We start from the raw sequence: 18,053 nt of genomic DNA on the forward strand, positions 1-18,053 counted from the left end.
CACCGGCGTCCGGCGCGACCAGCCTGGACGCCACGACGTAATCGATCTGGACCTCGCGGTAGACGACTCCTTCTCGCACGCGATCCGGGAGGCCGATACGGCGACTGCCCGACGCGGACTCCTCACCGGGGATCCCGCGAAACGTGACCCGCGTGGGAGACCCCGCCGCGAGCCGCGTCTTCTCGGCCCGCACCGTCGCGGAGATCACGATGTCCGCGGAGTTCGTCAGCCGCGCCTCGGGACGCCTGTCGCTCATGCCCGCCCTCTCCTCGACCTAGTGCCGGCGGCGTTCGTTCAGCTTGTCCCGCAACCGGCGCATGCCGGCCTGCCGTGCGGCCCTGCCCAGGTCACGTACGGCTCTGCCGAGGTCGCGACCGGTCACCTTCCCCGAGTCCGCGGGCTTCTCCGGTTTCGTCTCGCCGTCGCCGGCCTTCTGGCCGGTGTCCTCGTCGGAGGGCTGGTCGCCATCGGCTTCGGGCCGCTGCCCGGCGTCACGCTCGGGAGACTCGGTGGTGTCCGGTTCGGGAGGCTGCCCGGCCTCACGCTCGGGCGTGGTCTCCGCTTCGCGCCGCTCGCCGGCGTCACGTTCGCGAGGCTCAGCGGTCTCCGGTTCGGGAGGCTGCCCGGCCTCACGCTCGGGCGTGGTCTCCGCTTCGCGCCGCTCGCCGGCGTCACGTTCGCGAGGCTCAGCAGTCCCCGGTTCGGGAGGCTGCACGGCGTCACGCTCGGGTGTGGTCTCCGCTTCGGACCGCTGCCCGGCCTCACGTTCGCGAGGCTCGGTGGCCTCCGGCCCAGGTCGCCGACCGGCGTCCGGTTCGGGTGACCGGACGGCTTCGGCGGCCGGTCGTGGCTCGGCGGCCGGCGCGGCTTCGGGGTGCGTGCCGGGCTCCGCCGGGCCCGCCCCGCGTGCGACGGCGCCTGTTCGTCCAGTGGCGTCCCTGGCGACAGCGCCCGTTTGCTCCGTGGCGTCCCGGGCCACGGCACCCGTTTGTCCAGTGGCGCCCCGGGCCACGGCACCTGCTTGTCCAGTGGCCTCCTGAGCAACGGCGCCCGTTTGTCCAGTGGCCTCCCGGGCCACAGCGCCCGTTTGTCCAGTGGCCTCCCGGGCCACAGCACCTGTTTGCTCCGTGGCGTCCCGGGCCACGGCGCCCGCGCTCCGGGTGACCTCCCCGGCCACGGCCGGTACCTGCGGGACCACTTCGCGGGCGACATCCCCCACCGCGCCGGTGGTGTCCTTGAGCGCGGTGCCCGCGTCCCCGGCCAGACCCTCGACGGCCCTGCCGGCGCCCGCACCCACGTCTCGGACCGCCGCCCCCACATTCCTGGTGACGTTCTCCAAGATCTGAGGGTTGTTGTCGATCGTTCTCAGCACATTCGCGATGATCACTGCGACGTTGTCGAGCCGGACCTTCAGCAGTGCCTGAGCCTCCACACCCGTGATCTCCAGGTTCACCCTTCCCAGCGCCACGTCCACACCGACATGCAGCCTCAGCAGATCCAGCACGTCGGCCTCCAGCGAGACGCGCGCCCGGAGGTCCTCCACATCCAAGCTGATCTTGTCGACCTTGACGACCGGCACGTCGAGATAGACGTCAGGGTCAAGATGCCCAGCGGCCCGGCGACCATCGTCATCTTCGCGGGGCGGCGAGCCAGGATGGTTCGCAGCCGTCTCCGGCAGTTCATCGGCCATTCCGCCGTCCTTCCCTCTCCCCCAGTCGAAGGGGTTCAAGAAAACGGTACTCAGAAAGCTACAAATGGAGTGCGGAGTTTATTAACACAACTCCGAACACGAAGGCGACCGTGATCGCCGCACAAACATCAAGCGGTTCTCACACGACGGCACCGGGAGCCCTCATGGCGACTCGACCGGCTTTTCTTCGGCCGCGCGCGCATCATCCTGCGACTTCTCTCCTTCTTCAGCGGGTTCCTTTCCCTCGGCAACCTCGCCGTCGTGGATCTCGCCACGCCATCCTTCGGTCTCATCCGGATGGAGCACGGAGTGCGTCACGACGTGACGTCCGAAGTGTTTCAACTCCAGGCGAACACGCCGGCCCTGGGCACGCCACATGTTGCCCACGTGCTCGAAGAACCCCTTGGGATGATATTCCAGCACGACTATCACCCGGGTGAGATTGGGAGTCAGCTCGTGGAAGGTCACCGCGCCGTCGACGTGCCCTTTCTCTCCCTCCGAGCGCCATACGATCCGCTCGTCGGGCACCTGCTCCACGATGTCCGCCGTCCAGCTGCGATGTGACCAGAAGATCTGCGCCGTCCACTTGAGCTGTTCTTCCGATTCCTGCTCCACGTTCTCGACCTTCTTCATGAAAGTCGGGAAATCCTCGAACCTCGTCCACTGGTCGTAGACGATGCGGATCGGAGCCCCGATGTCGATCGACTCGACCACATTGGTCACTCGTGTCTTCTGTCCCCCCTTACCGCTGCTCTTACCCCCCTTATCGCTGCTTTTACCGCGCCCACCGCCGACCGCCTTCTTCGCCTTTTCTCCCGCCCGGTCCAGAAGCCCGTGAGACTGGCCTCCTGAATCGTTGGCGTCCGACTTCGCCTCTTCCGGCTTCGTCTCTTCCGCCGAACCCGTCTTGCCGCTGCCGTTCTCGGCGTATTCGGTGAGCCGGCCGGTCATCGAACCGGCCTTCTCCGCCATGGCGGAAAGCGCCTTTTCCATCATGGCCCCGACCAGACTTCGGCTTTCCTTCGCCAGCCGGTCAAGAGGCAACGCGCCGACGACCGCCCGCACCGGCTTGACCTTCGAGTCGTCACCCATCCCCCGTCACCTCCGTTCCTGAGCGGCAGCCTCAGGCGTCTCCCGCCGCGGTGAATCGTCCTGCCGGTCTCCGTCGTTCGACTCCGAACCCTCCGAACTGTCGCCGCCTTTGGGCTCCGAGCCCTCCGAGTCACCGCCGTTCTCCTTCGCGCCCTCCGGCGCACCGGCATCCTGATCCGCACCTTCCGCGCCATCGACCGCGGCGTCGCGGTTCCGCAACATCTCGGTCCGCTCGTGAAGCCTGTCGCTGATCGCGTTGATCTGCTTGCTCGTCGCGGCCACCGCGGCCGTCTTACCCGCCGCGGCCAGATCGCCGCGAAGACGACCCGTGATCTCCTCCAACTCCGGCGATCCGAGCGCCTTGACCCCCTGCTGAAGCAGTCCGCCCTTGTCTTTCCCCCGCCGGCTGACCACTCCGGCGACCGCCATCGCAGCCGCCAGCCGCAGCTTGTGGCGTCGGCCGAGGTAGTAGCCGGCCGCGACGGCCAGCGCCACCTTCGCTCCGCTTTTCATGATCATCGTCCCCTGTCCGGATCCCCCCGCCTCGAGACCCATCAGGCACACGGGAGTCACCGACGAGAGCTGACGTGCCTGCCGTACGCACCCATGCCCGACAATCAGACACAAAAACATAATCAGACATAAACCGGACAAAAAGGAATTGAACCGGGCTTGGCATGACCAGACCCGAGAGCAGCGAGGGTCGCCCGCCACCGAAGGCCCCCAGCCAGCCCGGACGGGCATGACGGCACCTCGAACCGGCCCAGCCCATCGCGCCACATTCAGATCGCTTCCAGATAATCCGTCACGAACCAAATTGTTATGCTGCTGCCATGACCGCTCTGACGCCCACCCGCAGCGAACCGGACCTGTCCTACCTGCTCGACCACACCAGCCACGTGCTCCGGACCCGCATGTCGGCGGCGCTCGCGGAGAACGGGCTCACCGCGCGTATGCACTGTGTGCTGGTGCACGCCCTGGAGGAGGAGCGCACCCAGATCCAGCTCGCCGAGATCGGCGACATGGACAAGACCACGATGGTCGTGACGGTCGACGCCCTGGAAAGAGCCGGCCTCGCCGAACGCCGCCCCTCCGAGAAGGACCGGCGGGCCCGGATCATCGCGGTCACCGAGGAGGGCGCACGGGTCGCGGCCCAAAGCCAGAAGGTCGTCGACCGCGTCCACAGGGAGGCGCTGGCGGCGCTTTCCGCGGACGAGCGGGAGGTGTTCCTGCGAGTCATGAACCGCCTGGCCGCCGGGGATCTGGCCACTCCGGTCGACGCCCCCAAGCCGGTACGGCGAGCACGCCAGTCGGCGAAGTAGGACCAGAAGTAGGACCAAAGGATCGTCCACCACCATCTGTCACGGTCTCTTCTGCCGCCCATCCGAGCAGGAGAGACCATGTCCGCCGTCTCGCCCCTCTCACCAGCGGGCGGCGTCACAGGTTGGCCGCCCCTCTTGACGGCGTTCGAAGGGAGTCCTTACCTTCGACACGAATTAGGAAACTTTCCTAACACAAGGCGCCGGCGGTGCACCGACCGACCAAGGGCGCCACTCCGAAGGGAGCCGACGGGTGAAACTCGCCGTAGTAGGGGGCGGCTCGACGTACACGCCGGAGCTGATCGACGGGTTCACCCGGCTCCGCGACGTGCTGCCCCTCACCGAGATCGCCCTCATCGACCCGGACGCGCACCGGCTGGCCCTCGTCGCGGGCATGTCCACCCGCATGCTGGCCAGATCGGGACACCCGGCCAAGGTGAGTACGGCGAGCCGGGTCGAAGACGGCGTGGCCGGCGCGCAGGCCGTGCTCCTGCAACTCCGCGTCGGCGGGCAGGCCGCCCGCGCGGTGGACGAGACGTTGCCGCTGGAGTGCGGTTGTGTCGGGCAGGAGACGACCGGGGCGGGTGGCCTGGCCAAGGCGCTGCGGACGGTTCCCGTGGTCCTCGACCTCGCCGAGCGGATCGCCCGGGCGTCGCCCCGGGCGTGGATCGTCGACTTCACCAACCCGGTCGGCATCGTCACCAAGGCGCTGCTGGACGCCGGGCACCGCGCCATCGGCCTGTGCAACGTGGCGATCGGCTTCCAGCGGCGCTTCGCGGCGAAGCTCGGCGTCGACCCCGGGCGGATCTCCCTCGGGCACGTCGGGCTGAACCACCTGACGTGGGAGCGGTCCGTCCACCTCGACGGGCGCGACGTGCTGCCCGGCCTGCTGGCGGCACACGGCGAGGAGATCGCCGCCGAGGTCGGCCTGCACCCGTCGCTGCTCCACCGCCTCGGCACGGTGCCCTCCTACTACCTGCGCTTCTTCTACGAGCATGATGCTGTGGTGGCCGAGCAGCGGTCCAAACCGTCGCGGGCCGCCGAGGTCGCCGCCATGGAGGCCCGGCTGCTCGCCATGTACGCCGACCCGGCCGTGGACACCAAGCCCGATCTTCTGGGGCGCCGCGGCGGCGCGTTCTACTCCGAGGCGGCCGTCGCGTTGATCGCCGCGCTGCTCGGCGACGGTCGTCCGACCGGCCCGCAGGTGGTCAACCTGCGCAACGCGGGCACACTGCCGTTCCTGCCCGACGACGCGGTGATCGAGGTACCGGCCACCGTCACCGCCGCGGGCGCGGTCCCGCTGCCCGTCCGGGAGGTCGAGCCGCTGTACGCCGGCCTGATCGCACACGTCGGCGCCTACGAGCGGCTCGCCCTCGACGCCGCCCTGCACGGCGGCGTCGACCGGGTCGAGAACGCCCTGCTCGCCCACCCCCTCGTCGGCCAGGCCACGCTCGCCGCCGGCCTCGCCACCCGCCTGGTCGAGGCGAACCGCGCCCACCTGCCCTGGGCCCGGACCAGCGCCGGCACCACGAGACCCATGCCTGAGGCGCCGGACCGTCGCGAGCAGGTCCCGCCACTGGACGAGGAGACCCCGCGCCGTCGCGAGGAGCAGGCGTGAAGACCGTGCTGGCGATCGACGCGGGCAACAGCAAGACCGATGTGGCACTGGTCGGCGTGGACGGATCGGTGCTGGCCGGCGGCCGTGGCGGGCCCTTCCAGCCGCAGAGCGCGGGTGTGGCCACCGCCGTGGACGTGGTGGCCGAGACCGTACGGCGAGCGCTCGGCGAACGGGCCGCCCCGCCGTACGCCGACCACGTGGCCGCCTATCTGGCGGGCGCGGACCTGCCCGTGGAGGAGGAGCGGCTCCGGCAGGAGCTGCTCGGACGCGCCTTCGCGCCGGACGTCGTCGTCGGCAACGACACGTTCGCGACGCTGCGAGCCGGGGGCTCCGGGCCGTGGGGGGTGGCGGTGGTCTGCGGGGCGGGCATCAACGCGGTCGGGGTGTCGCCTTCGGGGCGGATCACCCGTTTCCTGGCGCTGGGCAGGCTCAGCGGTGACTGGGGAGGCGGAATCGGCCTGGGCGAGGAGGCCCTCTGGCACGCCGTACGGGCGATGGACGGGCGCGGGCCCGCCACCGCCCTGGCGGACTCGGTGTGCTCGTGTTTCGGCACCGCGACCGTCGAGGAGGTCGTGCTGGCCGTGCACTTCGGCGACCTGTCGCCCACCCGGCTGCACGAGCTGGCGCCCTGGGTGCTGCGGGCCGCGGCGGACGGCGACGCGGTGGCGACCTCCCTGGTGGAACGGCTCGCCGAGGAGGTCGTCGTGCTGGCCGAGGTCGCGATGCGCCGCCTGGACCTGCTCGGCGTCGCGACGGAGGTGGTGCTCGGCGGCGGGGTGCTCACCGCCCGCGACCCGCTGCTGACCCGCCTCGTGGAGGACGGGCTGGCACAGCGGGCGCCGCAGGCCAAGACCGTGCTGGCGGACGTGCCGCCGATCGTCGGCGCCGCCGTCCTCGGCCTGGACCACCTGGGCGCGCCCGAGGCGGCCAAGGCCAGGGTGCGCACCCTGCTGGCCCGGCCGGGTGAACCACCCCGGCATCCGGTTTGAGGACGCCCGCTCAGGGGCTGCCGCCTGGCGGGGCTTCTTCCGGAGTCAAGTTCGGGGCCCGGTGCTCGTAGGGGGTGCTGAGGACGACCGTGGTGCGGGTGGACACGTTGGCGGCGGCGCGGATCTGCTGCAGCAACTCCTCCAGCTCCGCGGGGCTGGCGACGCGCACCTTCAGGATGTAGCTCTCCTCGCCCGCCACGCTGTGGCACGCCTCGATCGCGCCGAGGTGGGCCAGTCGTTCGGGGGCGTCGTCGGGGGCGGCCGGGTCGATCGGCTTGATCGAGATGAAGGCGGTCAGCGGCAGCCCGACCGCGTCGTGGTCGACGACCGCCGCGTAGCTCCGGATCACCCCGCGCTTCTCCAGCCGCCGGACCCGCTGGTGCACCGCCGACACCGACAGCCCGGTCTCCCTGGCCAGATCGGTGAAGCTCATCCGGCCGTCCAGCGCCAGCAGCGTCACTATCCTGCGATCGATCTCCTCCACCTGAGACAAGGTAGCGCCACCGGCCACCACCCGCGACGCCCCGGATCGTTCCTACTGCCCGGCCCGCAGGCGGACGGCCTGATCACGATCGCCGGACATCGGGGAAAGCAGCGTAACGGTGACGGTCGGATAACCCGTTTTCGGAAGGACCGAAGTGAATATCGCCGCCCATCTTTCCGCGCACAAAGGGCGCGAATGGATTCGATGACATAGCGTGATGTGAAGGGTACGTTTTATATGGTGCCATTGGGCTAGGGTCACCTGCGGTGCACTCGGGAAGGTGGCATGGTCGATTGGGTCGCCAGACTGCTGGCTCTCGGTGTGTGGGTCACCGGTATCGCACTGACCGGGGCCGGCACGGCACACGCCGACGACGACCGGAGACTGGAAGACGCGCGCACGGTTTACTGCCTGCAGGCCAAACACCGCGCCGACCTGATCCAGGCGGCGGCCGCGCTCCGGCTCGCGTCGCCCGCACCCAGCCCGCCGCCGCGGCCCAGCCCCGCGCCACGTCCCGCCTCCCCCGCCCGGCCGTCCCCGTCGCCGTCCCCCTCTCCAGCCCCGTCGCCGTCGTTCGACGGGCACGTCATGATGTCGGGCACGCCCGTGCCCGCGCAGGTGTGGAGCACGGCCAGCCCTTCGGCGTTCGCCCGGGCCTGCGCCGCGCTGATCGGCGCGGTGCCGAGTCAGCTGAAGGAGCCGGCCGGGCCGTGGCCGGGGATCGTGGGCGGGATGGTGCCGGTGGTGATCGGCGGGCTGCTCACGCTGGCCGCGACCTCCTGGCACGTGCGCAGGGACCGTACCGCCAAGGTGGCCGCGGAGTTGCGGACCGCGGCGGTCGCCTACCGCAGGGCCGCGGGCGAGTACATGGACGAATGGCTGGCCGACGAGGGGGATCAGCCGGTCGACACACAGGTCAGGAGCGCCCTATTGGATCTTGAAACACAGCTCTCCCTGGTCTGCGCGATGCGCCTGCGCGGCGCGGCGCGGAGCCGGCGGCTGCTCGGCGAGCTGAGAGGGCAGCGGGAGGTGCCCTGGGGAACGGCCGGCGAGTGGCACGCCGCCACGGACGAGACCGGCGGCAGGGAGGGATTCAGGACCAGGTGCGCCGAGGCGATCGGCCGGGTCGCGGATCGGGCGAACGACCTGGCGGCCACGGTGGAACGGCTGGTGCCGAGATGGCCGGCGAAGGAGGGTTCGGGTGATCCGGCGCCATGAACCCCTTCGGCTACCCCGGCGGCGGCCGCTTCGTCCATCAGGGCGACCCGCTCCGCCCGTGGCGGTTCCCCGGTCACCGGAACGCCTACGTGCTGGTCGACGACATGGTCCGGATGTACGCGACCTTCTGCAGGAACTTCAGCGACCTCGGCGACCTCGACCACGCGGGCCACCTCGTCCTGGTCACCGGCAGGAAGAACCACGGCAAGTCCACCCTGCTCGGTGGTTGTGCCGCCTATCTGCAACGACGGGCCGACCTGGAGATCCTTCGGATCAGGGCGGCGGGAGGGCCCCGCCCCCGCCCGCTGCCGCGGGTCTGGGTCATCACCGTCGGCGGGCTCAGGTTCGACAACGCCGACGACCGGGAACGCTACAGGGAGGTGACCGGCTACCTGATGAACAGGGGGGTGAAGCTCTCCGCGGGGAGCCGGGTGGCCGCCGACGCGGCCGAGGGATACGCGGCCCTCAGCAACGATCTTCAGAAGTACAACAACTACGTGGTGGTGCTGCTGCCGCCCATCGACACGCTCCAGCGCCTCAGCGACCACATGCGATTCGCGCGAAGGAGGATCGTGTTCCTGGCCGAGAGCTCCCCCGCCCTCCTGGAGAAGCTGACCACGACGGCCGGCGACGATCCACGGCAGATCGGCGCGGCGCTGCCCAAGGACCTGACGGATTTTCCCGACCGGTACTTCTTCCATATGCACGTGGGGCCCCTGAAACCCGACGACTACCTCCGCTACATACGGCAGAAGCTGCGCAAGGCCAAAAGTTCCGTGCAAGTGGACGAGAATGCGGTGAACGATTTCCGCGACCAGCGCCCCGACCTGGCTAGCATTGGAAAGTGGCGCGACATCCTCAACGAGATCTTCGAGTCGGCGGATCTGGACAGGCTTCAGCACGAGCATTTCGCGCCTTATCTCCTCAACGGGGACCAAACGTGGAAAGCGTTACAGCGGCCGGACGGTGATGTCGTGTGAACGACCCGAAGAACCCCTTCCCGCCCACTCCGGTGGTGGTCCCCGACGACTTCCGCCGGCTCAAAACGGTCTGGACCGACGCGCTGAACGTGAGCCGCACCTACGTCCAGGCCTACCTTCAGGCGGGCGGCGCCCGGACCCGTACGGATCTGCGGTCCGGCGGCAGCGGCATCTGCGTGGCCGTCAGCGGGGAGTTCGGCGCCGGCAAGAGCCACCTGCTGCGGATCCTGACCGGCGACGTGGCCCACCTCCCCCCGCCCACGTCCGGCGCCTTCGTGCCACACGTCTTCTCCACCGTCAGCTCCCCGGTCCGCTTCCTCAGCGTGTACCGGCAGCAGCTCATCGGCGAGCTCGACGTCCAGCGGTTCCCCAAGGTCGTCGAGTTCCACCTGGCCGCGGCCACCGCCCAGGTCCTCACCGGTCTCAACGCCCCCGAGGACCTGATCTCCGCGGTGCGCGAGGGAACGGTGGCGGCGGCGGAGGTGGCGAGCCACTACCGGCTCTCCGAGCACGACATCAGCCGCGCCATGCGCGAGGAGCTCCGCCGGGTCACCTACTCCGACGACGTGGCCACCCACCTCGCCCTCCTCGACCTGACCGAGAAACCCCACGCCGTGTGGGAGTGGCTGAGCGGCAAGTTCCCCGACCAGACACTGGTCGAGCGCGGCATCGACGAGCCCATCGACGACGACATCAAGGCCTTCAACGCCTTCGCCACCCTCACCTTCCTGTACGGCAGGGCCGGCGAGCCGTTCGTGCTCCTGATCGACGAGGTGGAGAAGCTCCTCCAGGATCCCGTGAATTCGGCCTCCTGGCGCACCGAGAACCTCCAGGCGCTGGAGAAACTGGTCAACGTGTTCATCGACACGGGCGGGCTGGTGGTCTTCTGCGCGCTGCCGGAGAGCCTGCGCCGGTTCTCCGCCGGGTTCCACCAGCGGCTGCGGGTGCTCTCCCTCGACCCATTCAACGCGGACCAGGCGAAAGCCCTAATCGAGCAGTACCTTCCCGCCGACTCGCCCGTGGTGTTCCCGAACGACGTGGTCAAGACCATCGTCGAGCTCAGCAACGGCAATCCCCGGCTCATCCTCGAACTGTGCGACGGCAGCTGGAAGTCGACCTTCCGGCCGGGCGCCCGGACCGAGGTCGAGGCGGCGACGGTCCGGGCGGCGATCCGGGCCAAGTTCGAGATGTCCCGGACGTCCCTGGTCCTGGGCGAGGTCCGTCAGGTGCTGGAGACCGGCGGCTGGGTGCACCTCCCGGAGGACGACGACGCCTTCCGGGTACCCGCGGCGGCCGACGGCGCGGCGGTCACGGTGATCGTCACCGACTCGCTGCTGGGCAACGAGGACACCCGGCGGATCCTCCGGCGGATCGACGCCGTCCTCGCGCGAAAGGGCGGCCAGGAGGTGATCCTGGTCGTCAACGGCTACCTGCATCCCGCCGACCGCCGGCAGGTCGCCGGCCGAATCTCCCGGCAGCCGCTCACCTTCGATCATCACGGCTTCCGCGAACGGCTGCGGGAACAGATGATCGAGGCCCGCCGGCGGCTCGACGACGCCGGCCGCGAGGGGGTGTTGGACAGCATCCGCGACGAGGTGCTCCGCGTCAGCGTCCAGCAGAGCTACACCCACAGCATGCTCGAACGGCTGGCCGGGAACGTCGGCCGGGCTCAAGCGGCGCCCGGCGGCGAGGCGGCGGAGCGGTCGCGCGCCATGGACAGGCTGCCCGAACGGGTTCGCCGCCGGTTCGACCGGGCCCTGTCCGCGCTCAGGACGCTGAGCGGCGTCGAATCCCTCTACGACGGGGTCTTCGCGACCTCGCCGCTGCCCGCCCTGAACACGCAACCCGGGCTCTCCCGCGACCTGTTCCAGACCGTCGGCATCGCGATCGTGTTCCAGCGGCTGGTGGAGACCTTCATGGAGGCGGTGATCCGCTGGTATGACCAGGTCGGCCCCCGCGAGCGGGGCGACCTGACCCCGCCCCAGATCCACGAACTCGAAGTCATCTGCGAGCGCTATGAGATCAACGCCGACTACTTCCCGCTGTTCCGGCTCGTCGACGGGAGCGGAGGTGGCGAGTCCTCCGCGCTGACCGATCAGGTGGTGGCCTCGGCGCAGCAGCGAGAACTCGTCGAGGCGCTCGACGGACTCGGCGTCAAGGTGGAGTCGGACCTGCTCGACCAGGTGCGCTCACCACTCCGGTGACCCGCCGGCCTCCTTCTCCAGCGCGGCCTCCAACCGCTTGGAGCTGCGCCGCGCGATGTCGGCGACGCCGGACACCTGGGCCACCTTGCCGAGGGCGGGGCGTTCCGGCGACGTGCCGACGCTGCTGAGCAGGCGGGGCAGGGCCGCCCGCCGATCCCAGACGGCGTTGGTCACGATGTGCAGGACGTTGATCACCAGAATCGCCGGGGCCACGATCTGGATCGCCTCCGGAAACACCGGCTGCAGGCTGAGCGCGAGCAGGATCGCGGTGATCCCGTTCTGCTGCCCCAGCGCCAGGTAGACCCGGTCGGTGATGCCGGCCCGGCGCGGCGCGATGAGCAGTCCTCCGACGACCACCTGGGCGGCGAAGGCCGCCACCCCCAGAACGACGCCCGCCGCGAGCTGCACACCGCCCATCAGCAGCACGCCGAGCGCCACCGCGGCCAGGTAGAAGGCAACGGTGATCAACCCGTCCATGATCCGCCCCAGCGCGGGCCGGTAGAAGAGGCCGAGCAGCGCCACGCCGAGCATGAGGAACTGCCACACCGCGAGCGCACCGAGCCCTACCAGTCCGGTCACGGCGAGCACCTGGAAGAGCGTCCTGCTGATCGGCAGCCGGTTCAGCGCCTGCCACAGCAGCCAGGCCCCCAGCGCGAACAGCAGGTTGAGACCGAGGCCGGCCAGGTAGGGCCCGAGGCTCGGCTCCAGCCGTACCACGGAGGCGCCGTCACCCGGTCCGGTGAGCGCGAAGACCGACAGGTAGATCGTCAGCAGCGCGGTGATCGGGTCGTCGAAGGACGCCCAGGCGAGCAGGAGCCCCTTGGCCCGCCGCGACATGTGGGAATGCGCCATCATGGCGGCGACCGACAGCGGGTCGATCTGGGCCACCGCCACACCCAGGATGAGCGACGCGGGGCCCGGGTAGAAGAGGAACATGACGGCCGCGATGAGCGCCGCCTTGAGCAGCACGCCGATCGTGACCGCGACTACGACCCGGCGCACGTCGCGCACCGCGTCGGCGGGGATGCCGGCGGCGCTGCCGTACAGGCCGACGGCCAGCAGGAGCGTGACTCCGGCGATGTAGGCGGAGGAGTCCGTGAGGGCGTGCAGGTCGAACAGCGCCGAGAGGAGCAACCCCGCCGCGGCGGCGGCGAGGGCGAACAGCAACCGCCGGACCGGAGGCCCCAGAGCGGACCTCCCCGTCGCCACGGTAATCAACGAGCCTCCCTGCGTCGGGTGAGCGTCGTCCATAGGTGGCGGTGCTGCACGGAACGCTCGCGGGATTACTGATTACCCGCAGGCATCATAAACGAGAACCAAGGGACGAGGAAGTCATTGTTTATATCTCGCGACCGCTATTACCCGATGGTTCCGTGCGCGGCAAATGTGGGGCTTCTCAATTCTGCTGGAGCAGTTCCCGGACCGAGCCGACGATCTTCCGCAGCCGCTGTTCCGCGGTGAAGACCGCGGACTGGTCGAGCGTCACGCCGAGCAGGAAGTCGCCGTCGCCGCCCAGGAAGTGCAGGTACACGGCCCCCGCCTCGACGTCCAGGACCAGCCGCCGCGGCGGGCCGCCGATCAGCCGCTGTACGGCCCGGCCGAGCTGGGCCAGCTCGGCCCGGAGATACTGGGAGATGCCCTCGTAGAGATCCCTGCGCCGGTTCGCCGAGATGCCGTAGAACCAGGGGCCCAGGTTCTCGCTGTCGAAGAGATCGGTGGAGCCGGCGAACCGCCACCCCTGGTAGAGGGCGACGTAGTGCAGGTCGTCCAGGCTCAGGTGGGATTCGAACAACGCCCTCAGCAGTTCGAGGCGGACGTCCCGCGGCGCGGCGCCCTTGCGATGGCTGTAGACGCGGTCGCCGCCGCCGACGGCCACCACCTGGTGGTAGCCGCCCGGATCCTGGTCGGACAGCCGGTACACCTTGACGCGGAGGTCGCTCACCAGGAACGAGATCCGCTCGTCCATCACGTCCACGCTCTCCACGCCCGTGACGGACCCCACGACGTACTGCCCGGGGCGGACCCGCCCGCAGTGGACCGCGCCGTCCGGAGTCTCCAGGACGGTCCGCATCAGCTCGCCGCTCTGCAGCGCGTCCAGGGCCCGGCCGGAACGCTCCGTGCCGAGGATGAACTGGCGGAACGAGCGCGCGTAGGCCTCCCGGTCGGCCGGCCCCGCGCCGCGGCCGGAGACACGGGGATCGTCCAGGACGTCCACGGTGAAGTCACGGAAACCCCGTTCGAAGTGCGCGAGGCAGTGCGGTCCGGACAGGTCCGCGAAAGCTCGGGCGCAGTGCCCGATCATCACGTTGTGCGACGGCGGCTGGGAGTGGTCCGCCCTGGTTATGACCAGGTGCTCGGCGAGCGGGTGGCCGCGTGCCTCCGGCGACGTCTCCCATGCGTTGCCCGAGACGCTCTCTGGAGCCATCTGCGTGCTGCCTTTCTACTGTCAGTAGCTCGGAATCTCGACGTCTATCGCTTTTCTCAGGTTCTCATCGCCGGACTGGGTGATCTGAATGTTCGCGGCGACCGTCAGCGTATTCGGGTGCTCGGGGCCGAAAAGGGTGTTCAGCCCGCCGAGTGCCTGTTGTTCCAGGGTGAGCGCCTCCACGCGGCGGTCGAGCCTGGCGAGCGTGCCCGCGTGGTTGGCGGTCGCCGCCAGCGACAGCGGGTGCAGCGGGCCGAGCCGGTCCAGCAGCGCGGTCATGGCCCGCTCGCCGTGCCCGGCCGCCGCCGCGGGGTCGCCCGCCGCACGGAGGTAGACGCCGAGGTTCATCCGGCAGATGTGTGCGAACGGGTGATCGGGACCCATCTCACGTTCGAAGTCGGCGAGTGTCCTGCGTCCTCCTTCGGCGGCCTCGTGGAACTCGCGCAACGCGTAGTGGTCGGCGTCCAGGCTCACCGCGCAACTCATCGTGACGATGTTCGCCGGGCCGTACCCGGCCGTGAGCGCCGCGTGGGTCTGCCGGTCACGGTCGAGCAGCGTGACCAGGCGGCCCAGCCGCCGATCCGTGATCGCGAGCCCGAGCTGCGCCATCGGCAGCTCGATCCCGCTGGACCGCTCCAGATAGGTCAGCCGCTGCACGGCCTCCTTCAGCAGCTCGCGGGACCGGTCGAGCTCGCCGAGCTCCCGCAGGTAGTAGGCGATGTTGCAGGCCGTGCCCCAGGCGTGCCTGTCGTCCTTGCCGTAGAGGTCGGTGCGCCGTCTGAAGCGGTCCTCGGCGACCCTGAGCGCGTCGCCGAGGTGACCCATCAGGGCCGCGGACACGGCGTAGTTGTTCATCGCCCGGCCCGTCTGCGGATGGTTGGCGCCGAACAGCGCCCGCAGGCCCTGGAGCGCGGCGTCGGAGCGGTCGTGGGCCAGCTCGAACTCGCCCGTCGCCCGCAGCCCGGCGGCGTGCACCCCGGTGCCTTCGAGCACCATCGGATGCCTCGTGCCCAGCTCCCTGGTCAACCCGGGCATCGCGGCCTCCGACAGCTCGACGACCTTCCTGCCGTCACCGAGCCGGAGATGCATCCGGGCCATCACCATGAGGAGTTCCTCACGCACGGTCCCCGGGTTCAGGGCCCACTCGCTGTCGGGCTTGCCGGTCAGCTCGTACGCCTGCTCCGCCAGCCGGCCCGCGCGTTCGAAGGCGCTGCGGTGGCCGGCGGAGAGCAGGAAGCGGAGCTGGTCGAGCACCCAGTGGCGGACCTGGGGCGAGGCCGGGGAAACGATGTTCCCCGACGGCTCCAGGTGCCGGTCGAGCTCCACCATCGCCGCCCGGGCCGACTCGTCCATCCCCTCGAAGTAACGGGGAGCCCAGGCCGCCAGCGCGCGGGAGACCGATGTGCGGCGCGTGTCGAAGGTCTGCGCGCGGCGCATCCGCCCGCGCAGGACGTCCTGGATCGCCCGGTGCATCCGCACCGGGTGGGTGGGCCTGCCGAGCTCCGCCTGGATCAGCGCGTACCCGGCGGCCTCACGGACGGCCGCGTCGATCAGCGTCGGCTCGATCGTCGCCGCCTCGCCGGCCTGCTGGGCCCGCTCGATCTCGCGGATCATGGGAGGCGACCGCAGCAGGGCGAGACCGATTCCCCGCGGCGACAGGAACGCGCACGCCTCCACCAGCCACGGCCCGGCCCGGCCCGCCGCTCCGGCGATCAGCTTCTGTAACGCGAGCTCCACCATGACGCCGTAGATCTGGGAATCGTCCCGGGGGGTTCCGGCATGCGCACGCGGAGCCCTGGCGAAGAGAGTGGTGAAGGCGGTCACCGTGTCGTCGCCCGAGTCGGCGGTCGCCGATCCGCGCGCCGCGCCGGACTCCCCGAGTTCTCGCGCCAGCCACGCGCCGGCCAGGTCGACCGCCAGCGGGAGCCGGCCGGTCGTCTCCACCACCGCGGTGGCGGCCGGCCCGGTGACCCACGGCGCCCGGGTGCGGAGCAGCCCGGCGGCCTCCGCGACGTCCATCGGCCCCAGCTCGATCGGCCGGAAACCGGCGAGCAGCCCGCTCTCCCTGGTGGTGGCCAGCACATGCCCGGTGCAGGCCGACTCCTGGGCGGGGATCGGGATCAGGTCGGCCACGGCGCTCGCGTCGGTCACGTCGTCGCAGATCAGCAGCCAGCGTGGCACCTGACCCGAGACCAGATGGGCCTGCACGGCGGAGAGGGGGTCACCGCCGGGCGGCAGGCGGAGCCGCTCGGCCAGCAGCACGAGGCCGGTGCCGATCGCGTCCGCGCCGGAGCCGTCCAGCCACCAGACCAGGTCATAGGCGGGCAGGAACCGGGTGGCGTACTCCAGCGCCGCCTGCGTCTTGCCGATGCCCCCCGAACCGGTGAGCACGGCCCGCCCGCTGTTGTTCGGCCCGAGTACGGCGCGCAGGCCGTCGAGGACGGGGTCGCGGCCGAGGAAGGGGCGCTCGCGGGACGGCAGTGCGACGACGGCGGGCGGGACGCCGGGGAAACGGGCGGTGCCGGCCCGCCAGGGCACGGGGACCGGCCCGGCGCCGAGCGTCGAACGGAGCGCACCGAAGGCGTCCTCCTCGCTCAGCCCGGTCAGATCGAGCACCTCGTGCCCGCTCAGGCCGACGGTCGCGCGGTCGCTCCGGCCGGGTGTCTCGGCCGCTTTCCCGCCGGGCGTGCCCGGTGTCCCGTGGCCGCCCGGATCCGCCGCCCCGACCTTCACCACGACGGCGCCGGTCAGGCGGTCCAACCGGCGCAGGGACGGCTCGTCGAGGTCGCCGGGGGACAGCACGAGGATGCGGTGCCCGGTCGCGGGGGGCAGGCTGCCCAGACGGTCCTGCGTCACCAGGTCGGCGCGCGTGCCGTACCGGGTGCTCTGGGCGGCGAGCCATTCGGCCCAGGCGCGGCGGCGCGGCGCGTGCACGATCGACACCCGGCGGAGCGGGGTGACCCGGCCCTCGGTGAGCACTCCGGCGAGCCGCTCGCACGAGTCGCGCAGCCCGCCGGCCCAACCGGGCGGCTCGCGGAGCACCGCGAGCGTCTCGGACACCGAGTACTCCGCCCGGTAGGGGATCTCCAGGCCCGGTCTGAGCGCGCCGAAACGCGTCCGTGCCAGGGTTCTGGCCTGTTCGAGGCCGCTGCCGCCCGCGAGGTCGACCCGCATGGCGAGGGGCACGATGACGGGATGGGCCGCGGCGGCCTCGTGGAGCAGGACGATCTCCGCGGCGGCCTCCTCGACCGACCTGGGGGACATGGAGTAGCACAGCACGACCGTGTCGGCCACGGCGGCGACGAACTCCCGGCCCCCTGCCGCGGGGCCGTCCAGCATGACGTAGTCGTACGCGGCCAGTTCCGCGCGCAGCCGGGCGGGGTCCTCGTCGCCTTCGGCCGCCGGCCGCGCGACGTCGACGCTCCCCCGCATGCCCAGGTCCAGCCGCACCGCGCCGGCCGGGCCGTCCCCCGGAACAGCCCCGGCGGGGAGGAATCCGTCGAGGTAGGAGAGGGCACTGGGGGTGCCGGGGGCGGCGTCGAACACGAGCACGCGATGCCCGTCGGCCGCGAGGAGCAGGGCGACGTTGCACAGTGTGGTGGTACGGCCCACACCGTCTCTGCGGGAGTGCCACGCGATGACGGTGGCCGGAGTGGGAACCGGGGATACGTCGCCCATTGCGCTCCGTTTCGCTGTCGCCACGCCTGTGACAGATCCTCCCGTGCGATCCGGAAGATATCCAGTGGCTGCACACGAGAGGGTTGGAAGTATAGATGCGATGAAACATCACAAAAAGGTCGCGCACCGTTATTCAGCCCGAACACCTGGCCTCTTCACCATAATGGTGTCACGTGCTGTCCTGATGGCCCACCCAGCGGGGTTCCGCATTGCCGTCGACCTCCACCAGACGCCGCAGCGCCCGCGCGAGCGCCTCGGAGGGCAGTGCGTCGAGTTCGCCGGGCCTCAGTTTGGACAGGTCGACCAGTTCGGCGACGAGATCGTCGCGTTCGTCCTCCATCGCGGTCCGCCCGCCT

15 protein-coding genes are annotated in these 18,053 nt (G+C 70.6%); 7 read left to right on the forward strand and 8 right to left on the reverse strand.

Annotated features, from left to right (window positions below):
- The first annotated feature begins 143 nt into the window (after positions 1-143).
- A complete protein-coding gene (locus tag MBA17_RS49475; protein ID WP_274385505.1) occupies positions 144-278 on the forward strand; it encodes a hypothetical protein in 135 nt (44 codons plus the stop codon).
- Here MBA17_RS49475 and MBA17_RS16415 read toward each other — a convergent pair.
- The 3 genes from MBA17_RS16415 to MBA17_RS16425 form a co-directional block, all read right to left on the reverse strand.
- On the reverse strand, positions 275-1,690 hold the full coding sequence (locus MBA17_RS16415; RefSeq protein ID WP_238497337.1) for a hypothetical protein: 1,416 nt from the start codon (positions 1,688-1,690) through the stop codon (positions 275-277). The genes MBA17_RS49475 and MBA17_RS16415 overlap by 4 nt on opposite strands.
- 162 nt (positions 1,691-1,852) lie before the next feature.
- On the reverse strand, positions 1,853-2,782 hold the full coding sequence (locus MBA17_RS16420) for an SRPBCC family protein (protein WP_238497338.1): 930 nt from the start codon (positions 2,780-2,782) through the stop codon (positions 1,853-1,855).
- Between the two features lie 6 nt (positions 2,783-2,788).
- The gene (locus tag MBA17_RS16425) at positions 2,789-3,337 is read right to left on the reverse strand and encodes a hypothetical protein (RefSeq protein ID WP_238497339.1); all 549 of its coding nucleotides are present in this window, start codon (positions 3,335-3,337) and stop codon (positions 2,789-2,791) included.
- Positions 3,338-3,615: 278 nt separating this feature from the next.
- On the opposite strand from MBA17_RS16425, the gene MBA17_RS16430 reads away from it, so the two are divergent.
- The 3 genes from MBA17_RS16430 to MBA17_RS16440 all read left to right on the forward strand — a co-directional run bounded on the left by MBA17_RS16430 (position 3,616) and on the right by MBA17_RS16440 (position 6,708).
- Positions 3,616-4,104 (forward strand): MarR family winged helix-turn-helix transcriptional regulator, encoded by a 489-nt coding sequence (locus MBA17_RS16430; RefSeq protein WP_238497340.1) that lies wholly within the window; start codon positions 3,616-3,618, stop codon positions 4,102-4,104.
- Positions 4,105-4,354: 250 nt separating this feature from the next.
- Positions 4,355-5,719 carry a family 4 glycosyl hydrolase gene (locus MBA17_RS50445; RefSeq protein ID WP_238497341.1) on the forward strand — a complete coding sequence of 455 codons (1,365 nt, stop codon included), beginning with the start codon at positions 4,355-4,357 and terminating at the stop codon, positions 5,717-5,719.
- On the forward strand, positions 5,716-6,708 hold the full coding sequence (locus MBA17_RS16440; RefSeq protein ID WP_238497342.1) for an N-acetylglucosamine kinase: 993 nt from the start codon (positions 5,716-5,718) through the stop codon (positions 6,706-6,708). Before MBA17_RS50445 ends, MBA17_RS16440 begins: the two co-directional genes overlap by 4 nt.
- Before the next feature lie 10 nt (positions 6,709-6,718).
- On the opposite strand, the gene MBA17_RS16445 is transcribed toward MBA17_RS16440, so the two are convergent.
- The gene (locus MBA17_RS16445) at positions 6,719-7,192 is read right to left on the reverse strand and encodes an Lrp/AsnC family transcriptional regulator (RefSeq protein ID WP_238497343.1); all 474 of its coding nucleotides are present in this window, start codon (positions 7,190-7,192) and stop codon (positions 6,719-6,721) included.
- Positions 7,193-7,477: 285 nt separating this feature from the next.
- Here MBA17_RS16445 and MBA17_RS16450 point away from each other — a divergent pair, with 285 nt between their 5' ends.
- The 3 genes from MBA17_RS16450 to MBA17_RS16460 are packed head-to-tail and all read left to right on the forward strand — an operon-like array spanning position 7,478 to position 11,594.
- On the forward strand, positions 7,478-8,410 hold the full coding sequence (locus tag MBA17_RS16450) for a hypothetical protein (protein WP_238497344.1): 933 nt from the start codon (positions 7,478-7,480) through the stop codon (positions 8,408-8,410).
- Positions 8,407-9,390 carry a hypothetical protein gene (locus tag MBA17_RS16455; RefSeq protein WP_238497345.1) on the forward strand — a complete coding sequence of 328 codons (984 nt, stop codon included), beginning with the start codon at positions 8,407-8,409 and terminating at the stop codon, positions 9,388-9,390. Before MBA17_RS16450 ends, MBA17_RS16455 begins: the two co-directional genes overlap by 4 nt.
- A complete protein-coding gene (locus tag MBA17_RS16460) occupies positions 9,387-11,594 on the forward strand; it encodes a BREX system ATP-binding domain-containing protein (RefSeq protein WP_238497346.1) in 2,208 nt (735 codons plus the stop codon). The genes MBA17_RS16455 and MBA17_RS16460 overlap by 4 nt, the downstream gene beginning before the upstream one ends.
- Here the strand turns inward: MBA17_RS16460 and MBA17_RS16465 are convergent.
- The 4 genes from MBA17_RS16465 to fxsA all read right to left on the reverse strand — a co-directional run bounded on the left by MBA17_RS16465 (position 11,580) and on the right by fxsA (position 18,037).
- The gene (locus MBA17_RS16465; protein ID WP_238497347.1) at positions 11,580-12,812 is read right to left on the reverse strand and encodes a hypothetical protein; all 1,233 of its coding nucleotides are present in this window, start codon (positions 12,810-12,812) and stop codon (positions 11,580-11,582) included. The two genes, MBA17_RS16460 and MBA17_RS16465, sit on opposite strands and share 15 nt — an antisense overlap.
- A gap of 178 nt (positions 12,813-12,990) precedes the next feature.
- Complete coding sequence (locus MBA17_RS16470; RefSeq protein ID WP_238497348.1) at positions 12,991-14,019, reverse strand: hypothetical protein; 1,029 nt, start codon at positions 14,017-14,019, stop codon at positions 12,991-12,993.
- 21 nt (positions 14,020-14,040) lie between these two features.
- On the reverse strand, positions 14,041-17,697 hold the full coding sequence (fxsT, locus tag MBA17_RS16475; protein WP_238497349.1) for an FxSxx-COOH system tetratricopeptide repeat protein: 3,657 nt from the start codon (positions 17,695-17,697) through the stop codon (positions 14,041-14,043).
- A 169-nt stretch (positions 17,698-17,866) separates the two neighbouring features.
- Positions 17,867-18,037 (reverse strand): FxSxx-COOH cyclophane-containing RiPP peptide, encoded by a 171-nt coding sequence (gene fxsA / locus MBA17_RS16480; RefSeq protein ID WP_238497350.1) that lies wholly within the window; start codon positions 18,035-18,037, stop codon positions 17,867-17,869.
- Between the last annotated feature and the right edge of the window lie 16 nt (positions 18,038-18,053).

Origin of the sequence: Dolomitihabitans soli, assembly GCF_022213955.1 — a bacterium.
Classification (GTDB): Bacteria; Actinomycetota; Actinomycetes; order Streptosporangiales; family Streptosporangiaceae; genus Streptosporangium_A; species Streptosporangium_A soli.

What these genes read in the sequence shown, in the direction of transcription:
- MBA17_RS16430 (WP_238497340.1), top strand. Translation starts at nt 3,616, where the DNA reads ATGACCGCTCTGACGCCCACCCGCAGCGAACCGGACCTGTCCTACCTG.
- MBA17_RS16415 (WP_238497337.1), bottom strand. Translation starts at nt 1,690, where the DNA reads ATGGCCGATGAACTGCCGGAGACGGCTGCGAACCATCCTGGCTCGCCG.
- MBA17_RS16450 (WP_238497344.1), top strand. Translation starts at nt 7,478, where the DNA reads ATGGTCGATTGGGTCGCCAGACTGCTGGCTCTCGGTGTGTGGGTCACC.
- MBA17_RS16455 (WP_238497345.1), top strand. Translation starts at nt 8,407, where the DNA reads ATGAACCCCTTCGGCTACCCCGGCGGCGGCCGCTTCGTCCATCAGGGC.
- fxsT (WP_238497349.1), bottom strand. Translation starts at nt 17,697, where the DNA reads ATGGGCGACGTATCCCCGGTTCCCACTCCGGCCACCGTCATCGCGTGG.
- fxsA (WP_238497350.1), bottom strand. Translation starts at nt 18,037, where the DNA reads ATGGAGGACGAACGCGACGATCTCGTCGCCGAACTGGTCGACCTGTCC.
- MBA17_RS16420 (WP_238497338.1), bottom strand. Translation starts at nt 2,782, where the DNA reads ATGGGTGACGACTCGAAGGTCAAGCCGGTGCGGGCGGTCGTCGGCGCG.
- MBA17_RS16425 (WP_238497339.1), bottom strand. Translation starts at nt 3,337, where the DNA reads ATGGGTCTCGAGGCGGGGGGATCCGGACAGGGGACGATGATCATGAAA.
- MBA17_RS16470 (WP_238497348.1), bottom strand. Translation starts at nt 14,019, where the DNA reads ATGGCTCCAGAGAGCGTCTCGGGCAACGCATGGGAGACGTCGCCGGAG.